At 58.7% G+C, this 18478-nt stretch carries 22 protein-coding genes; 14 read left to right on the top strand and 8 right to left on the bottom strand.

The window, feature by feature from the left end; all coding sequences use genetic code 11:
• From cpaB to G505_RS0102520, 12 genes are read left to right on the top strand one after another with little or no spacing between them, the layout of a single operon-like run.
• A complete protein-coding gene (gene cpaB, locus G505_RS0102575) occupies positions 1-813 on the top strand; it encodes a Flp pilus assembly protein CpaB (protein ID WP_028108162.1) in 813 nt (270 codons plus the stop codon).
• Positions 810-2138 carry a type II and III secretion system protein family protein gene (locus G505_RS0102570; RefSeq protein WP_028108161.1) on the top strand — a complete coding sequence of 443 codons (1329 nt, stop codon included), beginning with the start codon at positions 810-812 and terminating at the stop codon, positions 2136-2138. Before cpaB ends, G505_RS0102570 begins: the two co-directional genes overlap by 4 nt.
• Entirely contained in the window at positions 2135-2623 is a 489-nt protein-coding gene (locus G505_RS0102565) for a hypothetical protein (RefSeq protein WP_028108160.1), read from the top strand. Before G505_RS0102570 ends, G505_RS0102565 begins: the two co-directional genes overlap by 4 nt.
• A 1-nt stretch (position 2624) precedes the next feature.
• Complete coding sequence (locus G505_RS0102560; protein ID WP_028108159.1) at positions 2625-3857, top strand: CpaE/TadZ family protein; 1233 nt, start codon at positions 2625-2627, stop codon at positions 3855-3857.
• Positions 3854-5134, top strand: a complete 1281-nt coding sequence (locus G505_RS0102555) for a TadA family conjugal transfer-associated ATPase (protein WP_028108158.1) — start codon at positions 3854-3856, stop codon at positions 5132-5134. The genes G505_RS0102560 and G505_RS0102555 overlap by 4 nt, the downstream gene beginning before the upstream one ends.
• Positions 5131-6039: a type II secretion system F family protein gene (locus tag G505_RS0102550; RefSeq protein WP_028108157.1), complete on the top strand. Its 909-nt coding sequence runs from the start codon at positions 5131-5133 to the stop codon at positions 6037-6039. Before G505_RS0102555 ends, G505_RS0102550 begins: the two co-directional genes overlap by 4 nt.
• Positions 6039-6887, top strand: coding sequence for a type II secretion system F family protein (locus G505_RS0102545; RefSeq protein ID WP_035385007.1), 849 nt, complete (start codon positions 6039-6041; stop codon positions 6885-6887). Before G505_RS0102550 ends, G505_RS0102545 begins: the two co-directional genes overlap by 1 nt.
• Positions 6884-7585: a tetratricopeptide repeat protein gene (locus G505_RS0102540; RefSeq protein ID WP_084643754.1), complete on the top strand. Its 702-nt coding sequence runs from the start codon at positions 6884-6886 to the stop codon at positions 7583-7585. The genes G505_RS0102545 and G505_RS0102540 overlap by 4 nt, the downstream gene beginning before the upstream one ends.
• Positions 7582-8064, top strand: a complete 483-nt coding sequence (locus tag G505_RS0102535) for a TadE family protein (RefSeq protein WP_028108154.1) — start codon at positions 7582-7584, stop codon at positions 8062-8064. Before G505_RS0102540 ends, G505_RS0102535 begins: the two co-directional genes overlap by 4 nt.
• Entirely contained in the window at positions 8054-8581 is a 528-nt protein-coding gene (gene tadF / locus G505_RS20345) for a tight adherence pilus pseudopilin TadF (protein WP_169628182.1), read from the top strand. Before G505_RS0102535 ends, tadF begins: the two co-directional genes overlap by 11 nt.
• A gap of 2 nt (positions 8582-8583) precedes the next feature.
• Positions 8584-10146, top strand: a complete 1563-nt coding sequence (locus G505_RS0102525; protein ID WP_051215817.1) for a TadE/TadG family type IV pilus assembly protein — start codon at positions 8584-8586, stop codon at positions 10144-10146.
• Positions 10147-10150: 4 nt separating this feature from the next.
• Positions 10151-10759 carry an OmpA family protein gene (locus G505_RS0102520; protein WP_035385006.1) on the top strand — a complete coding sequence of 203 codons (609 nt, stop codon included), beginning with the start codon at positions 10151-10153 and terminating at the stop codon, positions 10757-10759.
• 59 nt (positions 10760-10818) lie between these two features.
• On the opposite strand, the gene fabF is transcribed toward G505_RS0102520, so the two are convergent.
• The 8 genes from fabF to yceD all read right to left on the bottom strand — a co-directional run bounded on the left by fabF (position 10819) and on the right by yceD (position 16949).
• Positions 10819-12057, bottom strand: a complete 1239-nt coding sequence (gene fabF / locus G505_RS0102515; protein ID WP_028108151.1) for a beta-ketoacyl-ACP synthase II — start codon at positions 12055-12057, stop codon at positions 10819-10821.
• Between the two features lie 62 nt (positions 12058-12119).
• Entirely contained in the window at positions 12120-12353 is a 234-nt protein-coding gene (acpP, locus tag G505_RS0102510) for an acyl carrier protein (RefSeq protein ID WP_028108150.1), read from the bottom strand.
• A 166-nt stretch (positions 12354-12519) separates the two neighbouring features.
• Positions 12520-13266, bottom strand: a complete 747-nt coding sequence (fabG, locus tag G505_RS0102505) for a 3-oxoacyl-ACP reductase FabG (protein ID WP_245568322.1) — start codon at positions 13264-13266, stop codon at positions 12520-12522.
• Positions 13267-13282: 16 nt separating this feature from the next.
• A complete protein-coding gene (gene fabD / locus G505_RS0102500; RefSeq protein ID WP_028108148.1) occupies positions 13283-14206 on the bottom strand; it encodes an ACP S-malonyltransferase in 924 nt (307 codons plus the stop codon).
• 14 nt (positions 14207-14220) lie between these two features.
• Positions 14221-15186, bottom strand: coding sequence for a beta-ketoacyl-ACP synthase III (locus tag G505_RS0102495; RefSeq protein WP_028108147.1), 966 nt, complete (start codon positions 15184-15186; stop codon positions 14221-14223).
• Between the two features lie 7 nt (positions 15187-15193).
• On the bottom strand, positions 15194-16222 hold the full coding sequence (plsX, locus tag G505_RS0102490) for a phosphate acyltransferase PlsX (protein ID WP_028108146.1): 1029 nt from the start codon (positions 16220-16222) through the stop codon (positions 15194-15196).
• Positions 16223-16234: 12 nt separating this feature from the next.
• The gene (gene rpmF, locus G505_RS22640) at positions 16235-16405 is read right to left on the bottom strand and encodes a 50S ribosomal protein L32 (protein ID WP_084643748.1); all 171 of its coding nucleotides are present in this window, start codon (positions 16403-16405) and stop codon (positions 16235-16237) included.
• A gap of 16 nt (positions 16406-16421) precedes the next feature.
• The gene (gene yceD / locus G505_RS0102485; RefSeq protein ID WP_028108145.1) at positions 16422-16949 is read right to left on the bottom strand and encodes a 23S rRNA accumulation protein YceD; all 528 of its coding nucleotides are present in this window, start codon (positions 16947-16949) and stop codon (positions 16422-16424) included.
• A 272-nt stretch (positions 16950-17221) separates the two neighbouring features.
• On the opposite strand from yceD, the gene G505_RS0102480 reads away from it, so the two are divergent.
• The gene (locus tag G505_RS0102480; protein WP_028108144.1) at positions 17222-17839 is read left to right on the top strand and encodes a Maf family protein; all 618 of its coding nucleotides are present in this window, start codon (positions 17222-17224) and stop codon (positions 17837-17839) included.
• Between the two features lie 211 nt (positions 17840-18050).
• Positions 18051-18389 (top strand): Mpo1-like protein, encoded by a 339-nt coding sequence (locus tag G505_RS0102475; RefSeq protein WP_028108143.1) that lies wholly within the window; start codon positions 18051-18053, stop codon positions 18387-18389.
• Positions 18390-18478: the final 89 nt, after the last annotated feature.

Raw genomic sequence — 18478 nt, 5'->3', positions numbered from 1 at the left:
ATGAGTTCAAAAGTGACCTACCTTATCGCCTTTTTGGCGGTGATCTTCGGCCTCTACGGCATCCTGGATCTGGCCAGCGGCGACACCCAGCCTGCGGCCACAGCCACCCCCGACGCCAAACTGGTTACCCTGTGGCAGGCCACAGAATCTGTGACCATGGGAGATAAGCTGAACGCTTCCCACCTGAAGCGGGTGACCCTGCCCCAGGCAGAGGCGGCCCAACTGGGTGCGGGTGACAATGTGGATCTGGGCCTGGTTCCCGCCACCCTGGCCGCCCGAGACATAGCGGCCGGCGAGTGGGTCTTCCCCGAACAGCTGAGCCAGCCCGGCCAGCCAGGCTATCTGGACCTGCTTACCTCAGAGGGGATGGTGCTCTATCCGCTGACCATCTCCGCCACCAACCTGGTGGACAACTACATCCATCCCGGCGACTACATCGACCTGCTGACGGTCAGCTCTCCGGACACCAACCTCTCCGACGCGCACGCCAGGTTGGCCAGCTTTGGCGGAGTGCGCGCCGGACTGCTGATGCAGAACGTGCGGGTAATGTCCCTGGATAATCAGTCGGACAACGGGGTCAAGGCCAAGGTGGGGGTCAACGGCGAAACACAGACCACAGTGGTGATAGAGGTGTTGCCGCAGACGGTTTCCCGCCTCTCCCTGGCACAGCGCACCATGTCCATCGAGATCTACCGCAGCCAGCGACAACACCCCATCCCCGATGCCGAGGTCAGCGATGTGATCGCCAACTACACCGGCATCAAGGAGCTGCGCGGCAACACCGCCATCCAGCGGCAGGAGGCACTGCGATGATGCGTCTATTTTCCCTGCTACTGGTGGCCCTGCCCCTCTGCCTGAGCGCCGGTGAGCGCAGTCTTACCCAAGGGGACGCCCTGGATATCAATTTCAATGAAGAGCTGGGCACCATCTTCGTCAGTCAGCCCGGGGTGGCGGACTACAAGGTGGTGGGAGAGCGTCAGCTGGTGCTGTTCGGCCAGGGGCTGGGTCAGACCCGGCTGATTGTCTACGCCAAGTCGGGCAAGGTACTGGCCTCGGATCTGGTGCGGGTCGACATCGACCTGGCCCCGGTCAGGCAGGAAATACGGTTACGCTACCCGGACCTCAACATCCAGCTGGCCGCCATGGGCAGCCAGGTGGCGGTCAAGGGCAGGGTGTTCAGCGACAAGCAGCGGGATGAGATCTATGCCCTGGTGGCTGGGCTGCTGGGCCGCCAGCGTATCGACCGTTATGGCGAAACCGAACTGCTGGAGTTCGACAACGGCATGAAGGAGAGCGGCCTGGCCACCTTTCACCGCCTCTACACCTTTGAGGGGATCATCGAACTGCTGGAGCTGGACAGGCCCCAGCAGGTGAACGTGAAGATCTCCGTGGCCCAGGTCACCGACGAATTCAACGAAACCCTGGGGGTAGACTGGTCCTCCATCGGCTCCCTGCCCGGCACCTTCACCTTCGCCGATTTCGAAGCGGCGGATCTCTCCACCATCATCACCGCCCTGGGTGATGACAGCCTGGCTGAGCTGCTGGCCGAGCCCAATCTCACGGTGATCTCCGGTGAATCTGCCAGCTTCCTGGTAGGCGGCGAAGTACCGGTGATCGTCACCAACAACAACACCACCAACATCAGTTTCAAGGAGTTTGGCATCGGCCTGGACCTGACCGCCAAGGTGATCAACGAGGAGCAGATCCGTCTGCAACTGGCCCCAGAGGTGAGCGCCATCGAAGGCTATGTGCGCACCCTTGGGATCGAAGTGCCTCAGCTCAGCGCCAGGCGTGCCATGACCACCGTCGAGCTGGGGGATGGCGACAGCTTTATGCTAGGCGGATTGATGAGCAGCGAAGAGGTGGAGGAGCTGGCCAGGGTGCCCGGCATTGGCGACATTCCCTTCTTCGGCGGCCTGTTCCGCAAAGCCACCACCACCCGGCGCAAAACCGAACTGGTGATCATCGCCACCGTCAATCTGGTCAAGCCGGTCACCCAAGATCAGATTGTGCTTCCCCATATCCAACGAAGCACCACCCTGACCCGGCTGTTTAATCTGCCGGATCCCAACCCCAATGACACCAAGGAGCAGGCTATCACCCTTGAGCTGCTGGAGCGTGGAGGCTTTATCCAATGATTCGAACTCTTTCCTCTCTGCTGGCTGCCGTACTGGGCGCAGCCCTGCTCGGTGGGTGCGCCGACCATGGCATGGATACCCCGGGATCTGAAGCTGTTATCTATGCGGAGCAGCACAGATTTGACTTAAGCCCCAAGGGCAAGGATGCCAGCGCCATGAAAACCAAGATGTCGGAACTGGTTGCCCAGTTTGATGCCGATGCTGCCCGCTTTGTCCTGCACCATGCTCCCGCGTGGGAAAGGCAAGCCAAGCAACTCAGGCAATCTCTACTGGCTGACGGACTCAACCCCGGCCGCATCACGCTGGTTGAGGACACCAGACTGGACACCCCCATCAGCCTTCGAGTTGCCCTTTGGAAAACTCAGACCAGCGAGTGCCCAGCCCATAGCCTGAAACAGCCCTACCCCAGACTCGGGTGTGCCGTGGATGCCAACCGGGTAACCCACACCCGTCACCCCGACTCACAGGCAAAAGGGGGCCTCTGACATGTTTGATCTCGCCAAGGCGATCAGCGCCAATGCCAAGAGTGAACCTGAAGAGCGGGGCCCGGCGGGCTTCAGTCTCTTCTACCAGACTCCCGAGTGTCACAACCTGGTCCTGGAGGTATGCCGTTTCGAGGGATGGCCAACCCCTCATTGCCAGCGAGAGTCTCAGGGGATCAACCCGGAAAAGCTGCAGGACATCGTCATCCTGGAGCTCAACGACTCGGACAATGTGGTGGCCGATGCCCGTCAATTTGCCAGCCAGATGCCCAACAAGAAGGGGATCATCATCATCGGCAAGGAGGACGCCATCACCACCATGCGCGCCCTCAAGGAGATGGGGTTCTACTACCTGTTCTGGCCTGTGGGCAAGCAGGAGCTCACCGAGTTCCTCCACCATGTGCACGCCAACCAGCAGAAGTTCTCCGGAGTCAGCCAGAACCGCAAGGCCAAACGGGTTGCCGTGGTAGGCAGTCGCGGCGGCTGTGGCAATACCCTGATCGCCACCGAACTGGCCTCAGCCCTGGCGGGCTCGGGCGCTGAAACCATACTGGTGGATCACAAGTACTGCCACAGCAATATCGACATCATTCTGGGCCAGAAAGACCTGGCCAAGCAGGATGTGAAAAACATCAGCCTGCAGCTGCACGAACTGGACGAGGACGCCGCCTTCAGCTATCTGGCCCATGTCAGCCGACGGCTTTCCCTGCTGGGGCTCACCGGTGACTCGCCCCAGAAAGAGTTAACTGAATTCAGCCACACCCTGTGTGACCTTCTGCTGCGTCGAGCCAACTTCTTGATAGAGGACTACTCCGCCTCCATCGACTTTCCCCTGGAGGTCGGGACGCTGATACAGCGAAGCGACATGATTGTTTTGGTGCTGGAGCCCTCCGTTACCTCACTGCGCAACGGCCAGCAATTGCTGGAGGCCGTAGCCAAGCACAACCTGGACAGCGGCGATGACACCCGGGTGCTGCTGGTGGCCAACTACCACCGGCCAGAGGGCGCCTTCTCCCTGAGCCAGCAGGAGATGAAGCAGTATATGGAGCGGGAGATGGACATCGTCATCCCCTTCAACAAGCAGACCTCTCATCTGGTGCTGGAGGGGCGCCGCCTCCATAAGCAGGAATCGGGCAAGCAGAAGCCGTTGACTGCACTCTACCGGCTGATCAACGGCCAGTTGGCTCCCCAGAAGTCCTCCCCCCTGACCCTGTTCAAAGAGGTGTTTAAACGATGAGCACCAGCAAGGCGATCTACGCCGACTTTCGCAACCGTATCTTTGAAGTACTGGACGCCAGCGCCATCACAGGTATGAACCGCAACGAGCTCACCGCCCAGATCGAGGGGGCGGTCGGGGTACTGGCCTCCAACTATCACACCCCGGTGCCGGCGGTAATGCGTGCCGGTCTGGTGAAGAACCTGGTGGATGAACTCGTGGGTCTGGGGCCACTGCAGCCGCTGATGGAGGACCAGAGCATCACCGACATCATGGTGAACGGGGTCAACGACATCTTCTTCGAGCGGGGTGGCAAGCTGCACCGCTCCGACCTGGCCTTTGTCAATGAGCAGCAACTGGTGGAGATTGCCCAGCGTATCGCCTCCCGCGTTGGACGACGGGTGGATGAGTCCTCCCCCATGGTGGATGCTCGCCTGGACGATGGCAGCCGGGTGAACATCGTCCTCAAGCCGGTTGCCCTGGATGGCACCACCATCTCCATCCGTAAGTTCCGGGAACAGAAGATTGGCCTGGAGGATATGGTGAAATTCGGCACCCTGTCGGAGCCCATGGCCAGAGTGCTGATGATCGCCGCCCGCTGCCGCCTCAATGTCGTCATCTCCGGCGGCACAGGTTCGGGTAAAACCACCCTGCTCAACGCCCTGTCCCAGTTCATCGCCGAAGATGAGCGTATCCTGACCATCGAGGATGCCGCCGAACTCAGGCTGATGCAGCCCCATGTGGTGCGCCTCGAGACCCGCGCCCCCAGCGTCGAGAACACCGGCGCCATCACCCAGCGAGCCCTGGTGATCAACGCCCTGCGGATGCGTCCGGATCGCATCATCCTGGGCGAGTGTCGGGGCCCCGAAGCGTTCGAGATGCTGCAGGCGATGAACACCGGCCACGACGGCTCCATGTCCACCCTGCACGCCAACTCTCCCCGGGACGCCCTGGCCCGCATCGAGTCCATGGTGATGATGGCCAATCTCAATCTGCCCCTGTCCGCCATCCGCCGCACCATAGTTTCGGCAGTGCACCTGATCGTCCAGGTCAACCGGATGCGCGACGGCAGCCGCAAGATCACCTCCATCAGCGAAGTGGTTGGCCTGGAGGGAGACAACGCGGTGATGGAAGAGCTGTTCCAGTTCCACTCCGACGATCAGCAATCCAGGGACAAGATCACCGGTGAATTTGTCACCTCCGGACTGATGCAGCGCTCCATGCTGATGCGACAAGCCGCCTACTACGGTCTGCATGACGAGTTGATGGAGGCGTTCCAGACAGGGGTGCCCGCATGAGCCTGTACATCGCATTGATCCTCGGCGGCCTGGCCCTGGCCTTCTACCGCAAAAATAAGCCGGATCCCAAGGTAGAGTTCCTGCGACCGGAAGAGCCCATCGAAGAGGTGCAGATCCCGCTGGCGGTCAACCTCAAAAACCTGACTAAGTCGCGGCTCTATCTCAAGCTGAAGGAACTGGCAGACCCGGCACTGGAACTGATGGGGGATGGTGCCTGGATTAAAATCGGCCTGTTCCTGATGCTGGTATTTACCGCCTCCTCCTACCTGAACCAGAAATGGCTGATGCTGAACCCGGTGCTGCTGCCCGTTGCCGTCACCCTGGCCGCCTTGGTCTGGGGCTGGAACCTGATGCTGCGCCGCCGCCGAGCCAGATTTGAAGTGGAGTTCCCCGATGCCCTCAACATCATGATGAGCGCCATCACCGCCGGAGACAGCATCACCCAGTCCATTATCTATGTGGGTAAGACTCTGGATAACGACATCGGCCTGGAGTTCAAGCACGTCGGAGAGCACCTCAAACTCGGTGAACCGCCGGAACAGGTGTTTAACCGCTCCTGCAAACGTTTCCCCTACCCCGCCTACCTGTTCTTTGTGGTCACCATCCGCGCCAACATGAGCCGGGGCGGCCAGCTTAAGCAGGTGATGGCCAAGCTGATCCGGGTTCTGGTGGACTCCAGGGCCATGGAGAAGAAGAAGATGGCCCTGACCTCGGAAGCCCGCCTCTCCGCCAAGATCGTCGCCGCCCTGCCGCTGGCCTTTCTGGGGATCATGCACTGGCTGAATCCGGACGATCTGCAGTTTGTGCTGTTTCACCCCGATGGCCGCTGGATCCTATTCTATGTCCTGGGCAGTGAGACATTGGGGTTGGCCATCATCTGGCTGCTGGTCAGGGGGATTCGCTGATGATCTATCTTGCCATCGCCCTGATGTTCGCCGCCGCAGTTGCCTGGATGCTGACCCAGGCAGTGCAGAGCCGCAGCCGGGAATCTCGAATCCGCGGCTACCTGCAGCCCAAAGAGGGCAACGCCATCAGTTGGGTCAATCAGTTGCTGAACCGGTTTGGTCAGAACCAGCAAGCGGAACTGCAGCAGAAGCTGGTGGAGGCCGGTATCTATCACGGCAGTTGGGCGCGCTACTTTATGCCTGCCAAGTATGGCCTCCTGCTTGCTGCCCTGGCCGGTATCACCTTGTCCGGCCTCAGCGGGACCCACAAGATAATGACCGCCGCCCTGACTCTGGTGGCCATCATCATGCTACCGGATCTCTACCTGGGGATGAGGAAAAAATGGCTCATCGCCAAAACCGCCCGCCAGCTGCCCTACATGCTGGATATGATGGCGGTGTGCATTCAGACCGGCATGACTATCGAAGCCGCTTTTCGCTATCTGGGGGAGGAGCTCCAATCCTTTGATCAGGACCTGTGCTACCAGATTCGCAAAACCTCTGACGCAGCGGCGGTCAAGGGGCTGGAACGGGCACTGCACGACCTTGCAGAACGGGTACCCACTCCGGAAATCCGCTCCTTCTCCTTCACCCTGATACAAAACCTTCAGTACGGCACCTCCATTGCCAAGGTGCTGTCAGACCTGTCCGAAGACATGCGCCGGATGCAGGTGCTCTCCGTCGAGGAGAAGATTGGCAAGCTTTCCGCCAAGATGAGTGTCCCACTGATTCTGCTCATCATGTTTCCCATTGTGATCCTGATTCTGGCCCCCGGAATCACCCAGCTGATGTTGGATTTCAAATCATGATCAGAAAACTCCTCCCAATCCTAATGCTGCTCTCGGCCTGTGCCTCCACAGAGGCACCCGCCCCCTCTGCGGAACTCCAGCTTACCTCTGCCGGCAACTACGCCGGATTGGCGGATCACTTGCGGGGGCAACTGGAGAACCGACCCGATGATACAACCTTGCTGCTGAAACTGGCCCACGCCTATTACCGGAATGACGATCTGGAGTCTGCCCGATTCTACCTAGGCCACCTGGAGACTCTCGGCCACCAGAGCCCTCAGCAGAGCCTGCTGGCAGGCAAGGCTGCCGCCGACCAGGGCGAGTTTGCCGCGGCCCTGGAACATTACACCAAGGCTCAGCAACAAGGCCTGACCAGCAGCGAACTGGCCCTGAGGCAGGGTGTCGCTCGCGCCCAGTTAGGGCAGTACGATGCGGCCAAGGCCGCCTTTAACCGCGCCAGGCTTAGGGGGCATGATGAGCTGGCGGTCAAAAACAATCTGGCCATGCTGCAACTCGCCCAGGGCCACTACCAACAAGCCATTGCCATGCTCGAACCCCTCTATCGCCGCCATCCGGACAATCCTCAGATCCAGGCCAATTTGGCCCTGGCCTGGGCCAAAGGGGGCGATCTGAACCGGGCTCACAGGCTGCTCGCCACACTCTACCCAGACCAACCCCTGGGACCAGTGCTGCAACAGTTACAGAGGTTGTCGCCATGAACAAAGTCACCTCGAAAGGCAAGCAGCACGGTGTCCTCACCATTGAGTTTGCCCTGGGTGCCATGGTGCTGTTTCTCACCACCTTTGCCATCTTCGAGATGAGTCGCTTCGTCTACATCGTCAACCTCACCGAAACCGCCCTGTCGGAATCGGCCCGGGATACCCGGGTGTTCGAGGGAGAGCGGATGGGTCAGGGCTATGACGAGCGTCTGGCCGAAATGTTCAACCATGACGGTGAGATGTGGCACAGCCTGGTGGACATTGAGAGGTACCGTCTCAATCGTACCTTTTACGACAGCCTGGCAGACCTGGCCGCCGGCAATGCCAGCGCCAGCTGTAACGACCGTTGCCCCATCGTTGAGGTGGAGCTCAGCTATGACTATCAGCCTGTCTATTACATTGGCGTCGTTGGCAACCGAACCATTAGCCGGCGCCTTCTCTCCATCCAGGAGCATGAGGGGTGGGGTTATGGGCCTTAACGCACCGAAAATGCAGGGAGGCGCCTTTGCCATCGAAATGGCCTTTGTACTGGCGTTCCTGGTCACCCTGTTCCTGTTCAGTGCCGACCTCTCCCAACAGGTGTTGAACCGGGCCAAGCTGGACAGAGTCAGCTACTCCCTGGTAAACCTGGTCAAAGAGCGTCAGCGCTTCTATGAGGGTCGAGTTACCTTGAGCCTGGAGGATTTTAAGCAGATACGTGATATCGCCGCCCGGCTGCTGCACAAGAGTCAAGTTGAGGAGCAGGACCAGTTCGGCATTACGGTGCAATCCCTGGTTGAGGGGAGTCAAACCAGCTTCAGCAAGAGCTTTGCAGGCGAGACCTCCTGTGAGCCCGAAAACAGCATCGCCTCCCTGTCAGCCCTGGTGCCGGAGAACGACGAGGGCAAGCGCTTTCCCCTCTATCAGGTGACCCTGTGCATGACCTCCAGCTCCTGGTACGACAGAGTCATAGGCCAACACCTGATTTCTGCCACCTCAGTGATGCCGGGAAGGTGAGAGTGAAACGATTCAACCCCAAGATTCAGCGCGGTGTCGCCGCCATCTACCTGGCCTTGCTGCTGGCCCCCATGTTCGGCATGGTATTCCTGGCGGTGGAGGGCACCCGTTACATTCAGAAGAAAAACCGCCTGGCGGACGCCACCGAAGCGGCGGCCATGGCGGTGTCCATGGCCAATCGCAACCTGCCTGCGGCCGATGGAGAGACACCGGATCAATACCGGCGACGCCTGGCCCAGGCCTACATTCACGCCTATGTACGCCACATCGAAACCATAGAGCAGCTCCAGGTGGAACGCACCGATGGCGAGGAGGTGATAGTTGGCCAGCCCCAGGAGTTTATTCAGTACCGTGTCAGCGCCACCACCCAACACGATTCCTGGTTCAGCGACGGCACAGGCGTCATCCCCAGCTTCAATAAACAGCAAAAGGTGGCCAACCGTGCCATCGCCAAAAGTTACCCCAACCGATTGGAACGCAATGTGGACATTGTGTTTGTCGCTGATTTTTCTGGCTCCATGACACAAACCTGGAACGATCGATCCAAGATCCAAACCCTGAAAGAGCAGGTGAATGCCATCAGTGCAGAGATACTTGCCGACAACGATGAAGGGTTCAGCCACCGCATCGGTTTCGCCCCCTTTAACATGCGCACTCAAGAGCGTGAGGAGGGCAACCTAGTGTGCACCACCCAGTTAAGATACGTCACCGCTCATCCGAACCTACCAGAAGACTATGAAACCCTGCCCTGGTATCAGTGGTCAATGGCATACCAGCCAGAGATCTGGGAGAAGCAAAAAGAGAAAAAAGGGAATCCATGGGTTCTAATCGAGCCCGACTCGCTGACCAAATGCTTCCGAGATGGCGATTGCCCAGATTTCAGCACGCCAGAGCAAGCGCTCAGTGTCCATGAGGTTCGGCGCCTGTCAAACAACTACTATGGCGGCGGAGACTACCCGGATCCCACCTTTCTGGTGGATATGTCCGCGACAGTCAACGACCTGTTCAACAACAAGCCGACCAACCTGGAGATGCAATTGCCGGGTACGCGCCATGAGCTGCTGGACAACCTGCTGTGCAACACCAATTTCGAGACCCTGCCACTGGACACCAGTGCCCATGACATCTCGGCTATGCAGGCGGGAGGCTACACCTCAGTGTACCAGGGGCTGATTCGAGGGGCTCAGGTGATGGACGCCGGACGCCCCGCCACCACAGCCTCATCGGCGGAATGGGCACAATACCGTCGCCGGGCCAAGATGATCATTATCCTCAGCGATGGCGAGGAGCGCCCCTATACCAGCACCTTCGCCCAGTTGGTCAGCCATGGGCTCTGCGACGCCATTCGCGCCCAGTTCACCCGGGATGAATCACCCCTGTTCATGGGAGTTTTGGGCATCGATTTCCAGGCCTCCAACCAGGCCGCCTTCCAGCAGTGCGTGGGCAGTGACAACATCATTGACGTCACCAATGCCGCCGATCTGCAGGAGTACATCAAAGAGCTGATCGCCAAGGGCGCACAATCCGATGGCATCAGCCGACTCTACTACCGACACTCAGGATAACATCATGACCAACAGACTGACCTTGCTTACCTTGACTCTGCTGAGCCTGCCGGTCGTGGCCGATGACGCCCTCAACGCCCGCATCGCCCAGCTGTGCGCCACCGACACCCTGGAGGTGCGCCATAATGTCGCCATAGCGCCGGTGGTGGCCATGGGCCATCACCGGGATGGCCAACTGCAGATTCGCCAGGATGGCTCTGCCCTGGCCTCACAGCTGGCCAACAGCACCCAGGCCATCGACCTGGGCAGCGACTGCCTGGAGATGCTCAAGCAGACAGGCATCGCCAAGGATGCCCCTCTGGCCCGCATCTATTTCGACTTTGACCGCAGCGACCTGACTCAGGCCTCCCGCACCATTTTGCGCGAACTGGCCCAACGCATCGACGCTCAGCCTCTGACCATCACCGGCCACACCGACAGCACAGGCACAGAGAGCTACAACCAGCAGCTTGGGCTGGCACGGGCCGAGCATACCGCCGATGCCCTCTCCCAGCTGGGGATGGATCGCGACAAGCTGACCACCGACAGCCAGGGTGAATCGGCCCCCCTCAAGGACAACGACACCCGCGAGGGACGCGCCGCCAACCGCCGGGTAGAGATAAACCGGCTGTAGCATTGCAGCAAAAAAAAAACGGCGCCCTGAGGCGCCGTTTTTCGCTCTGAGACTCAGTCTCAGGCTTTCTTGAACAGCAGAGAGCCGTTGGTACCACCGAAACCGAAGGAGTTGCACAGGGCGTACTCCAGCTCCGCCTCGCGGGCCACGGGGCCAACGAAGTCCAGGTCACACCCGTCATCGGGGTTTTCCAGGTTGATGGTCGGCGGCACTTTCTGGTCGTGCAGAGCCAGGATGGTGAAGATCGCTTCGGCAGAGCCCGCGGCACCCAGCAGGTGGCCGGTCATCGACTTGGTGGAGCCCATCATCAGCTTGTAGGCGTGGTCGCCAAACACAGACTTCACCCCGTTCACTTCGGCGATGTCGCCGGCAGGGGTGGAGGTACCGTGGGCGTTGATGTAACCCACCTTCTCTGGAGCAACGTCGCCATCATTCAGGGCGTTACGCATGGCAGCGGCACCGCCACGACCGTCCGCCGGTGGCGAGGTCATGTGGTGGGCGTCGCCGCTCATGCCGAAGCCGACCAGTTCGGCGTAGATCTTGGCGCCACGGGCCTTGGCGTGCTCGTACTCTTCCAGCACGATTACGCCGGCACCGTCACCGATCACAAAGCCATCACGGTCTTTGTCCCAGGGGCGGCTGGCCTTGGTGGGGTCGTCGTTGCGGGTGGACAGCGCCTTGGCGGCCGCAAAACCGCCCACGCCCAGCTCGGTGGTGGCCATCTCGGCACCGCCGGCAACCATCACGTCCGCATCACCATAGGCGATCATGCGCGCCGCATGGCCAATGTTGTGCACCCCTGTGGTACAGGCAGTGGTGATGGCGATGTTGGGGCCGGTGAAGCCATACATGATGGACAGGTGGCCGGCAATCATATTGATGATGGTGGAGGGCACGAAGAAGGGGGAGATCCGGCGAGGACCAGATTTCTTGAACTGGTCGTGATTGGCCTCGATCAGCTGCAAACCACCCATGCCAGCACCAATAGCGGCGCCAATACGGTGGGCATTGTCTTCGGTCACCTCGATGCCGCTGTCGCGCATCGCCTGGATGGAAGCCGCCATACCATACTGGATGAACAGGTCCATCTTGCGGGCATCTTTCTTGGAAAGATAAGCCTCGATATCAAAATCTTTGACTGAGGCAGAGAAACGCACAGCAAACTCGCTGGCGTCAAAGTGGGTGATGGGGGTTACGCCACTCTTACCGGCCAGAAGGTTGGCCCAGGTGGTGTCCACATCATGTCCGACAGGAGTCACGGCACCCAGGCCAGTGACTACGATACGGCGCTTGGTCATTGTCTCTCTCCGTCAGAAACAAAAACAGGCGGCCCATGCCGCCTGTTTCATAATTCTTCTGCTTACTGGTTAGCAGTAACGTAGTCGATCGCAGCCTGAACGGTGGTGATCTTCTCGGCTTCCTCGTCAGGAATCTCGGTATCGAACTCCTCTTCCAGAGCCATTACCAGCTCAACGGTGTCCAGAGAATCAGCACCCAGATCGTCAACGAAAGAAGCTTCAGCCTTAACGTCTTCCTCTTTCACGCCCAGCTGTTCAACGATAATCTTCTTAACTCGTTCTTCGATGTTGCTCATAGTCTTCGCTTTCCTATTAAATTTACGCATCTGCGTAGAGTTGCGAGTAGTTTATTCGATTCATGCCACAATGCAAGCAAGGTCTTAATGGTCAAACCACGGAGATTGCTTCATTTAGGCGAAATTAGAGTCAAACTACCTACTGGATCACGATCCGGCCCAAAATTTAGGCCATCACCATCCCACCGTTTACGTGCAAAGTTTCACCAGTGATATAGCTTGCACGATCGGAGGCCAAAAATACAACTGCGTCAGCAATCTCTTGCGGCTGACCCAGACGGGCTACGGGCACCTGGCCCATGATTCCCTGTTTCTGGTCTTCGGTAAGCTCGTCAGTCATATCGGTCTGGATGAAACCGGGCGCCACGGCGTTCACTGTGATACCACGGCTGGCCACTTCCTGGGCCAGTGATTTGGTGAAGCCCAGCAGGCCCGCTTTGGCGGCGCTGTAGTTGGCCTGACCGGCGTTACCCATGGTACCGACTACGGAACCGATGTTGATGATGCGACCGTTGCGCTTCTTCATCATGGCACGCAGTACCGCCTTGGAGGTGCGGAACACTGAGGTGAGGTTGGTGTCGATGATATCGTTCCACTCATCCTCTTTCATCCGCATCATCAGGTTGTCACGGGTGATGCCGGCGTTGTTCACCAGAATATCGATGTCACCATGTTCGGCCTTAATTGCCGCAAAAAGTTCATCGATGGAGGCCTGTTCGGTCACATTCAGTACCATACCCTGGCCGTTGTCGCCCAGGTAGTCGCTGATGGCGCCCGCGCCACGCTCGCTGGTGGCGGTGCCAATCACCTTGGCACCGGCGGCAACCAGTTGCTCAGCAATGGCACGACCGATGCCACGGCTGGCGCCGGTGACCAGGGCGATCTTGCCGCTCAGATCCATACTAATGCTCATAGGAGTCGTTTCCTTGTTATAGGGCCGCCGCCAGGGTCGCCGAGTCGTTCAGCGCCGCTGCAGCGATCGTCTTGTTAATTCGTTTGGCCAGGCCGGTGAGCACTTTGCCGGGACCACACTCAAAGGTAGTCTCAATTCCCATCTCTGCCATGGCGTTGATGGTCTCGGTCCAGCGAACCGGGCTGTACAGCTGACGCACCAGGGCATCACGGATGGCGTCGACATCGTCAGCAGCCGCCACATCCACGTTGTTCAGTACCGGAATGGCTGGGGCATTCAGCTCCAGTTTGGCCAGGGCGTCCGCCAGCTTTTCGGCAGCAGGCTTCATCAGGGCACAGTGGGAAGGCACGCTCACTGGCAGCGGCAGGGCACGCTTGGCGCCAGCCTCTTTGCACAGCTCACCGGCACGCTCGACGGCGGCTTTTTCACCGGCGATCACCACCTGGCCCGGGCTGTTGTAGTTCACCGGAGACACCACCTGGCCCTGAGCCGCCTGCTCACAGGCAGAGGCGATGGCGTCATCGGCCAGGCCGATGATGGCGTACATGGCGCCGGTACCGGCAGGGACCGCGTCCTGCATCGCCAGGCCACGCAGTTCAACCAGTTTCACCGCGTCTTTGAAATCAATGACACCGGCGCACACCAGGGCGGAGTACTCACCCAGGCTGTGGCCCGCCATGGCGGCAGGCGCCTGACCACCTGCGGCCTGGTAGGCGCGGTAGAGCGCCACACTGGCGGTCAGCAGGGCCGGTTGGGTACGCTGGGTCTGATTCAGGTCCTCGGCGGGGCCCTGGCTCACCAGTTGCCACAGGTCGTAACCCAGTACGTCGGAAGCCTCGGCGAAGGTCTGTTCAATCACCGGGTTCTCGGCGGCAATCTCGGACAGCATACCTACGGCCTGGCTGCCCTGGCCGGGAAATACAAAAGCAAACTTGGACATAATCTCAGATTCCTTTAAAAACGGATCAGGGCAGAGCCCCAGGCAAAACCGGCGCCAAAGGCTTCCAGCAGCAGCACCTGGCCACGCTGGATGCGGCCATCACGCACCGCCACATCCAGGGCGATGGGCACGGAGGCCGCAGAGGTGTTACCGTGCTCGGCCAGGGTCAGAACCACCTGGTCCATACCCATATTCAGCTTCTTGGCGGTCGCCTTAAGAATGCGGTAGTTGGCGTTGTGGGGAACCAGCCAGTCGATCTCACTGCGATCCATCTGGTTGGCTTCCAGGGTCTCTTCGACCACTTCTGCCAATCGGGTCACGGCGTGCTTAAACACCTCGTTCCCCTTCATAAACATGTACTCGTCGCTGCTGGAAACGCGAGGGGTCTTGCTGCGGACAGGCGCAGCGGCCTTGAGCAGCGGCCCTTGACGACCATCGGCATGAATGTGGGTAGAGAGCACTCCAGGCTCTTCCGAGGCACCCACGACTGCGGCTCCGGCGCCATCACCAAACAGGATGATGGTGGTGCGGTCATCGGGATCGCACATGTCTGCCAGGGCATCAGCGCCAATCACCAGCACCTTTTTGCAGGCACCGGATTTAACAAACTGGTCCGCCACAGCCAGGGCGTAGATGAAGCCACTGCAGGCAGCAGCCACATCAAAGGCGGGAACGCCGGAGATACCCAGCAGTTCCTGCACTTCACAGGCGGCGGAGGGGAAGGAGTTGGGGGCACTGCAGGTGCCGCAGATGATCATATCCAACTCGGAGGCATCAATGCCGGCCATCTCCAGAGCTTTCACCGCGGCGCGATAGCTCATGGTAGAGACATTTTCATCGCCGGTGGCGATGTGGCGTGAACGGATTCCAGTACGCTCCAGAATCCACTCATCGGAGGTATCCACCATCTTTTCCAGATCAGCATTGGTGCGGATCTGGGTGGGCAGGTAGCTCCCAGTACCTAAAATTTTTGTATACATAGGAATATCAACAGGACTTTTCTAGTAACACCGACTCGAGTCGAGCTTCAATCTTGCCAGGCACTTGCCTTTGAACCTCTGTCATGGCTTCCTCGACAGCGCGCAGAAAGGCCAGCTCATCAGCATTACCGTGGCTCTTCACCACAATATGGCGCAATCCTAACAGACTCGCACCGTTATAGTGGTCGGGGTTCATTTGCAAGAACAGCTTTTTCAGCCTTCCCTTGAGCAGCCAGCTCAGGCAGCGGGCCAGCGGATTCCGCTTAACCGACTGAGCAATCTGGTGCATCAACAGGCGGGCTATCCCCTCCGTGGTCTTCAGGGTAACGTTCCCCACAAAGCCGTCGCAGACAATCACGTCGGCCTCGCCGGAGAAGATGCGGTCACCCTCCACATACCCGGTGTAATTAATGTGCGGTGTGGACTGCAGCAGGCCGGATGCCTGCTGAACCTGATCATTTCCTTTGATCTCTTCAGTACCAATATTCAGCAGAGCCACCCTGGGGTTGCTCTTATTGGCCACCTGCTCGGCGAGTACCGAGCCCATTACGGCAAACTGGAACAACGCATGGGAGTCGCAACTGGCGTTGGCACCGAGATCCATCAGATAGACCGGGTCACCCGTCATGGTGGGTAACGCGGTCACTAAAGCGGGGCGGTCGACACCAGGCAAAGTTTTCAGCACCACCTTGGCCATGGTCATCAGGGCACCGGTATTACCGGCACTGACGCAGGCGTGAGCCTGGCCATTGGCCACCAGGTCCAGGGCCAGTCGCATGGAACTGTGCTTGAGTCGACGCAGGGCATGCAGCGGCTTATCGCCCATCTGAACCACCTGCTCGGCGTGCAAAATCCTCAGGCGTTCTGATTCACAGGCCTGATGTTGACGCAGGATAGAGAGGATGGTGGGGCGGTCGCCCACGAGGATCAGATGAAGGTCGGCGTAAACCGACAATGCCTGCAAAGCTGCAGGCACTGTGACATGGGGGCCGTGATCGCCCCCCATGGTATCTAACGCTAGGGTTAGATGAGTCAAATCGGTATCAACTTACTTGTTGATTACCTTTTTGCCACGGTAGTAACCATCAGCGGTTACGTGGTGGCGACGGTGAGTTTCACCGGAAGTAGCGTCCACAGACAGCTGGCAAGTGGTCAGCGCATCGTGAGAACGACGCATACCGCGACGTGAACGGGTAACTTTATTCTGTTGTACGGCCATGGCCCCAATCTCCTAATTACTTACTCTTAAGCTTTTGTAACACCGCAAAGGGATTCGGACGCTCATCTTCACTCTCTTTGGGCAGGTCGCCGACGACGACTTCGGTTTCGGGGCGACTGCAATCGGCCAGATCATGCATAGGCATCATCGGTACCATCAGCAGCAGCTCATCTTCCACCAGTTCGTGAAGTCGAACCTCACCGTGTTCATCTAACTCGACGGGTTCGTAAGCATCCGGGAGCTCTTCGACCTGTGAATCGTCGGTCACAGGGCTGTATGCGAATTCAACTGCGAGAGTCTGCCGAAAAGGCTCCATACAACGCTGACATGTCAGAGTGAGCTCCGTCACAGCCTTCCCCTTGAGGTAGACTATCCCCTGGATGTCAGTGCCGCATTCAACGGTCACCTCGGCATCAGTGCAATCGCCGGAACTCACACCAATCAATCGCTTCAGATTCTTGGCAAGAAGAAGTCCTTCATAAACCAATCGTCTTTGGGCGGCTCGTTTTGGGTCGAGCGAAACCGGAATTTGTACATTCTGCATAGGCCGCGCAGTTTATCGATCGTCTCAAGCTGAGTCAAAGGAAATTTTAGCTGCCAAAACCCAGGCTGGCTAAGGGCTAACCATACTGCTGGCCCAAGCTGTCAAAATATAGCTTGATGCCTGATTTTTGCCCCATTTTCCCAGGGTAAATTCATTGAACCCGGTTAGAGTGGCGGACGTTTGACCCAAATCAAGGGGCTCCATGGTACCCCGGCCCCGAGTCTGCTAGGCTTGCGGCCTGAAATTTTGTCTCACTTTTTACCAGACAGCCTATGAAAAAGCCGCTTATTTTGGGCTCCACTTCGCCCTTTCGTCGTGAAATCCTCGAGAAACTGAATCTTCCTTTCAGTTGTGAAAAGCCGGAAGTGGACGAGACCCCTCTAGAGAATGAAACCGCTTATCAACTGGTTATGCGCCTGGCCGAAGCCAAGGCACGTGCCGCCGGAACCCAGCACGACGACGCCTGGGTCATCGGCTCCGATCAGGTCGCGGTGATCGATGATGAGATCCTCGGCAAGCCCGGCAATCACCAGACCGCCATAGAACAACTGACCGCCGCCAGCGGCAAAAAGGTCACCTTCTATACCAGTCTGTGCCTGCTCAACACAGACACCGGTGAAAGCCAGGTGGATGTGGAAACCTTCAAGGTGTACTTCCGCACCCTGAGCCATAAGCAGATCGACGCCTATCTCAAGGCGGAGCAACCCTACAATTGCGCTGGCAGCTTCAAGAGCGAAGGTCTGGGCATCGCCCTGTTCGATCGCTTGAGTGGCCGAGATCCCAACACCCTGATGGGACTGCCGCTCATCCGCCTTACCGAGATGTTGCAGGCCGAGGGCTTCGATGTCCTGCGTGCCCAGGCGGACCTTGCCTCCAAGAGCGCCAACTAGATTGATCAACGAACACCAGGGTTGCGACAGGGCGAGGTCAACACTCCTCCATGGGTCGTTGGATTTCTCACTGTAGAGCCACGGAACCATCGGAAATTGGCCTGGCCTGTGAAAATTTTGCCTTTCGCTGGTGTTTTTTCGAAATCTGTATGGCGCTCTCGGCACCACCATGATAAACCTGTTGTGATTAGTTTTTGGTCACAACAGGTTTATGGATAAGCGCTTTCGCTCTTTTGACGAGTTTTACCCCTTCTATCTGGGTGAGCACCGGGATCGCCGATGCCGCATCCTCCACTACGTCGGATCCGCTCTGGTGCTGTTGATGGCGGGTATCGCCGTGGCCTCCGGCAACTACCTGCTGCTGCTGACCCTGCCGGTCATCGGCTATGGATTTGCCTGGGCAGGCCATTTTGGATTCGAGAAAAACCGCCCCGCGACCTTCCAGTACCCCATCTACAGCCTGCTGGGCGACTGGGTGATGCTGAAAGACGCAGTCACCGGAGAGCTCGATTCCAAGCTGAAGCAGCTGCAACCTCAGCCCAAACGCTGACGACAGCGACCCACATTCGAGAACTCCTCCTCAATTTCTCCCCGAGCCCCCTGTTGCTGCCCTACTCTCAGCAGTAGAATGGCGCCCTC

The sequence above is a fragment of the Ferrimonas futtsuensis DSM 18154 genome, from assembly GCF_000422645.1.
In the GTDB taxonomy this organism is placed as follows: Bacteria; Pseudomonadota; Gammaproteobacteria; order Enterobacterales; family Shewanellaceae; genus Ferrimonas; species Ferrimonas futtsuensis.
This window is presented reverse-complemented; position numbering and strand designations above follow the sequence as displayed.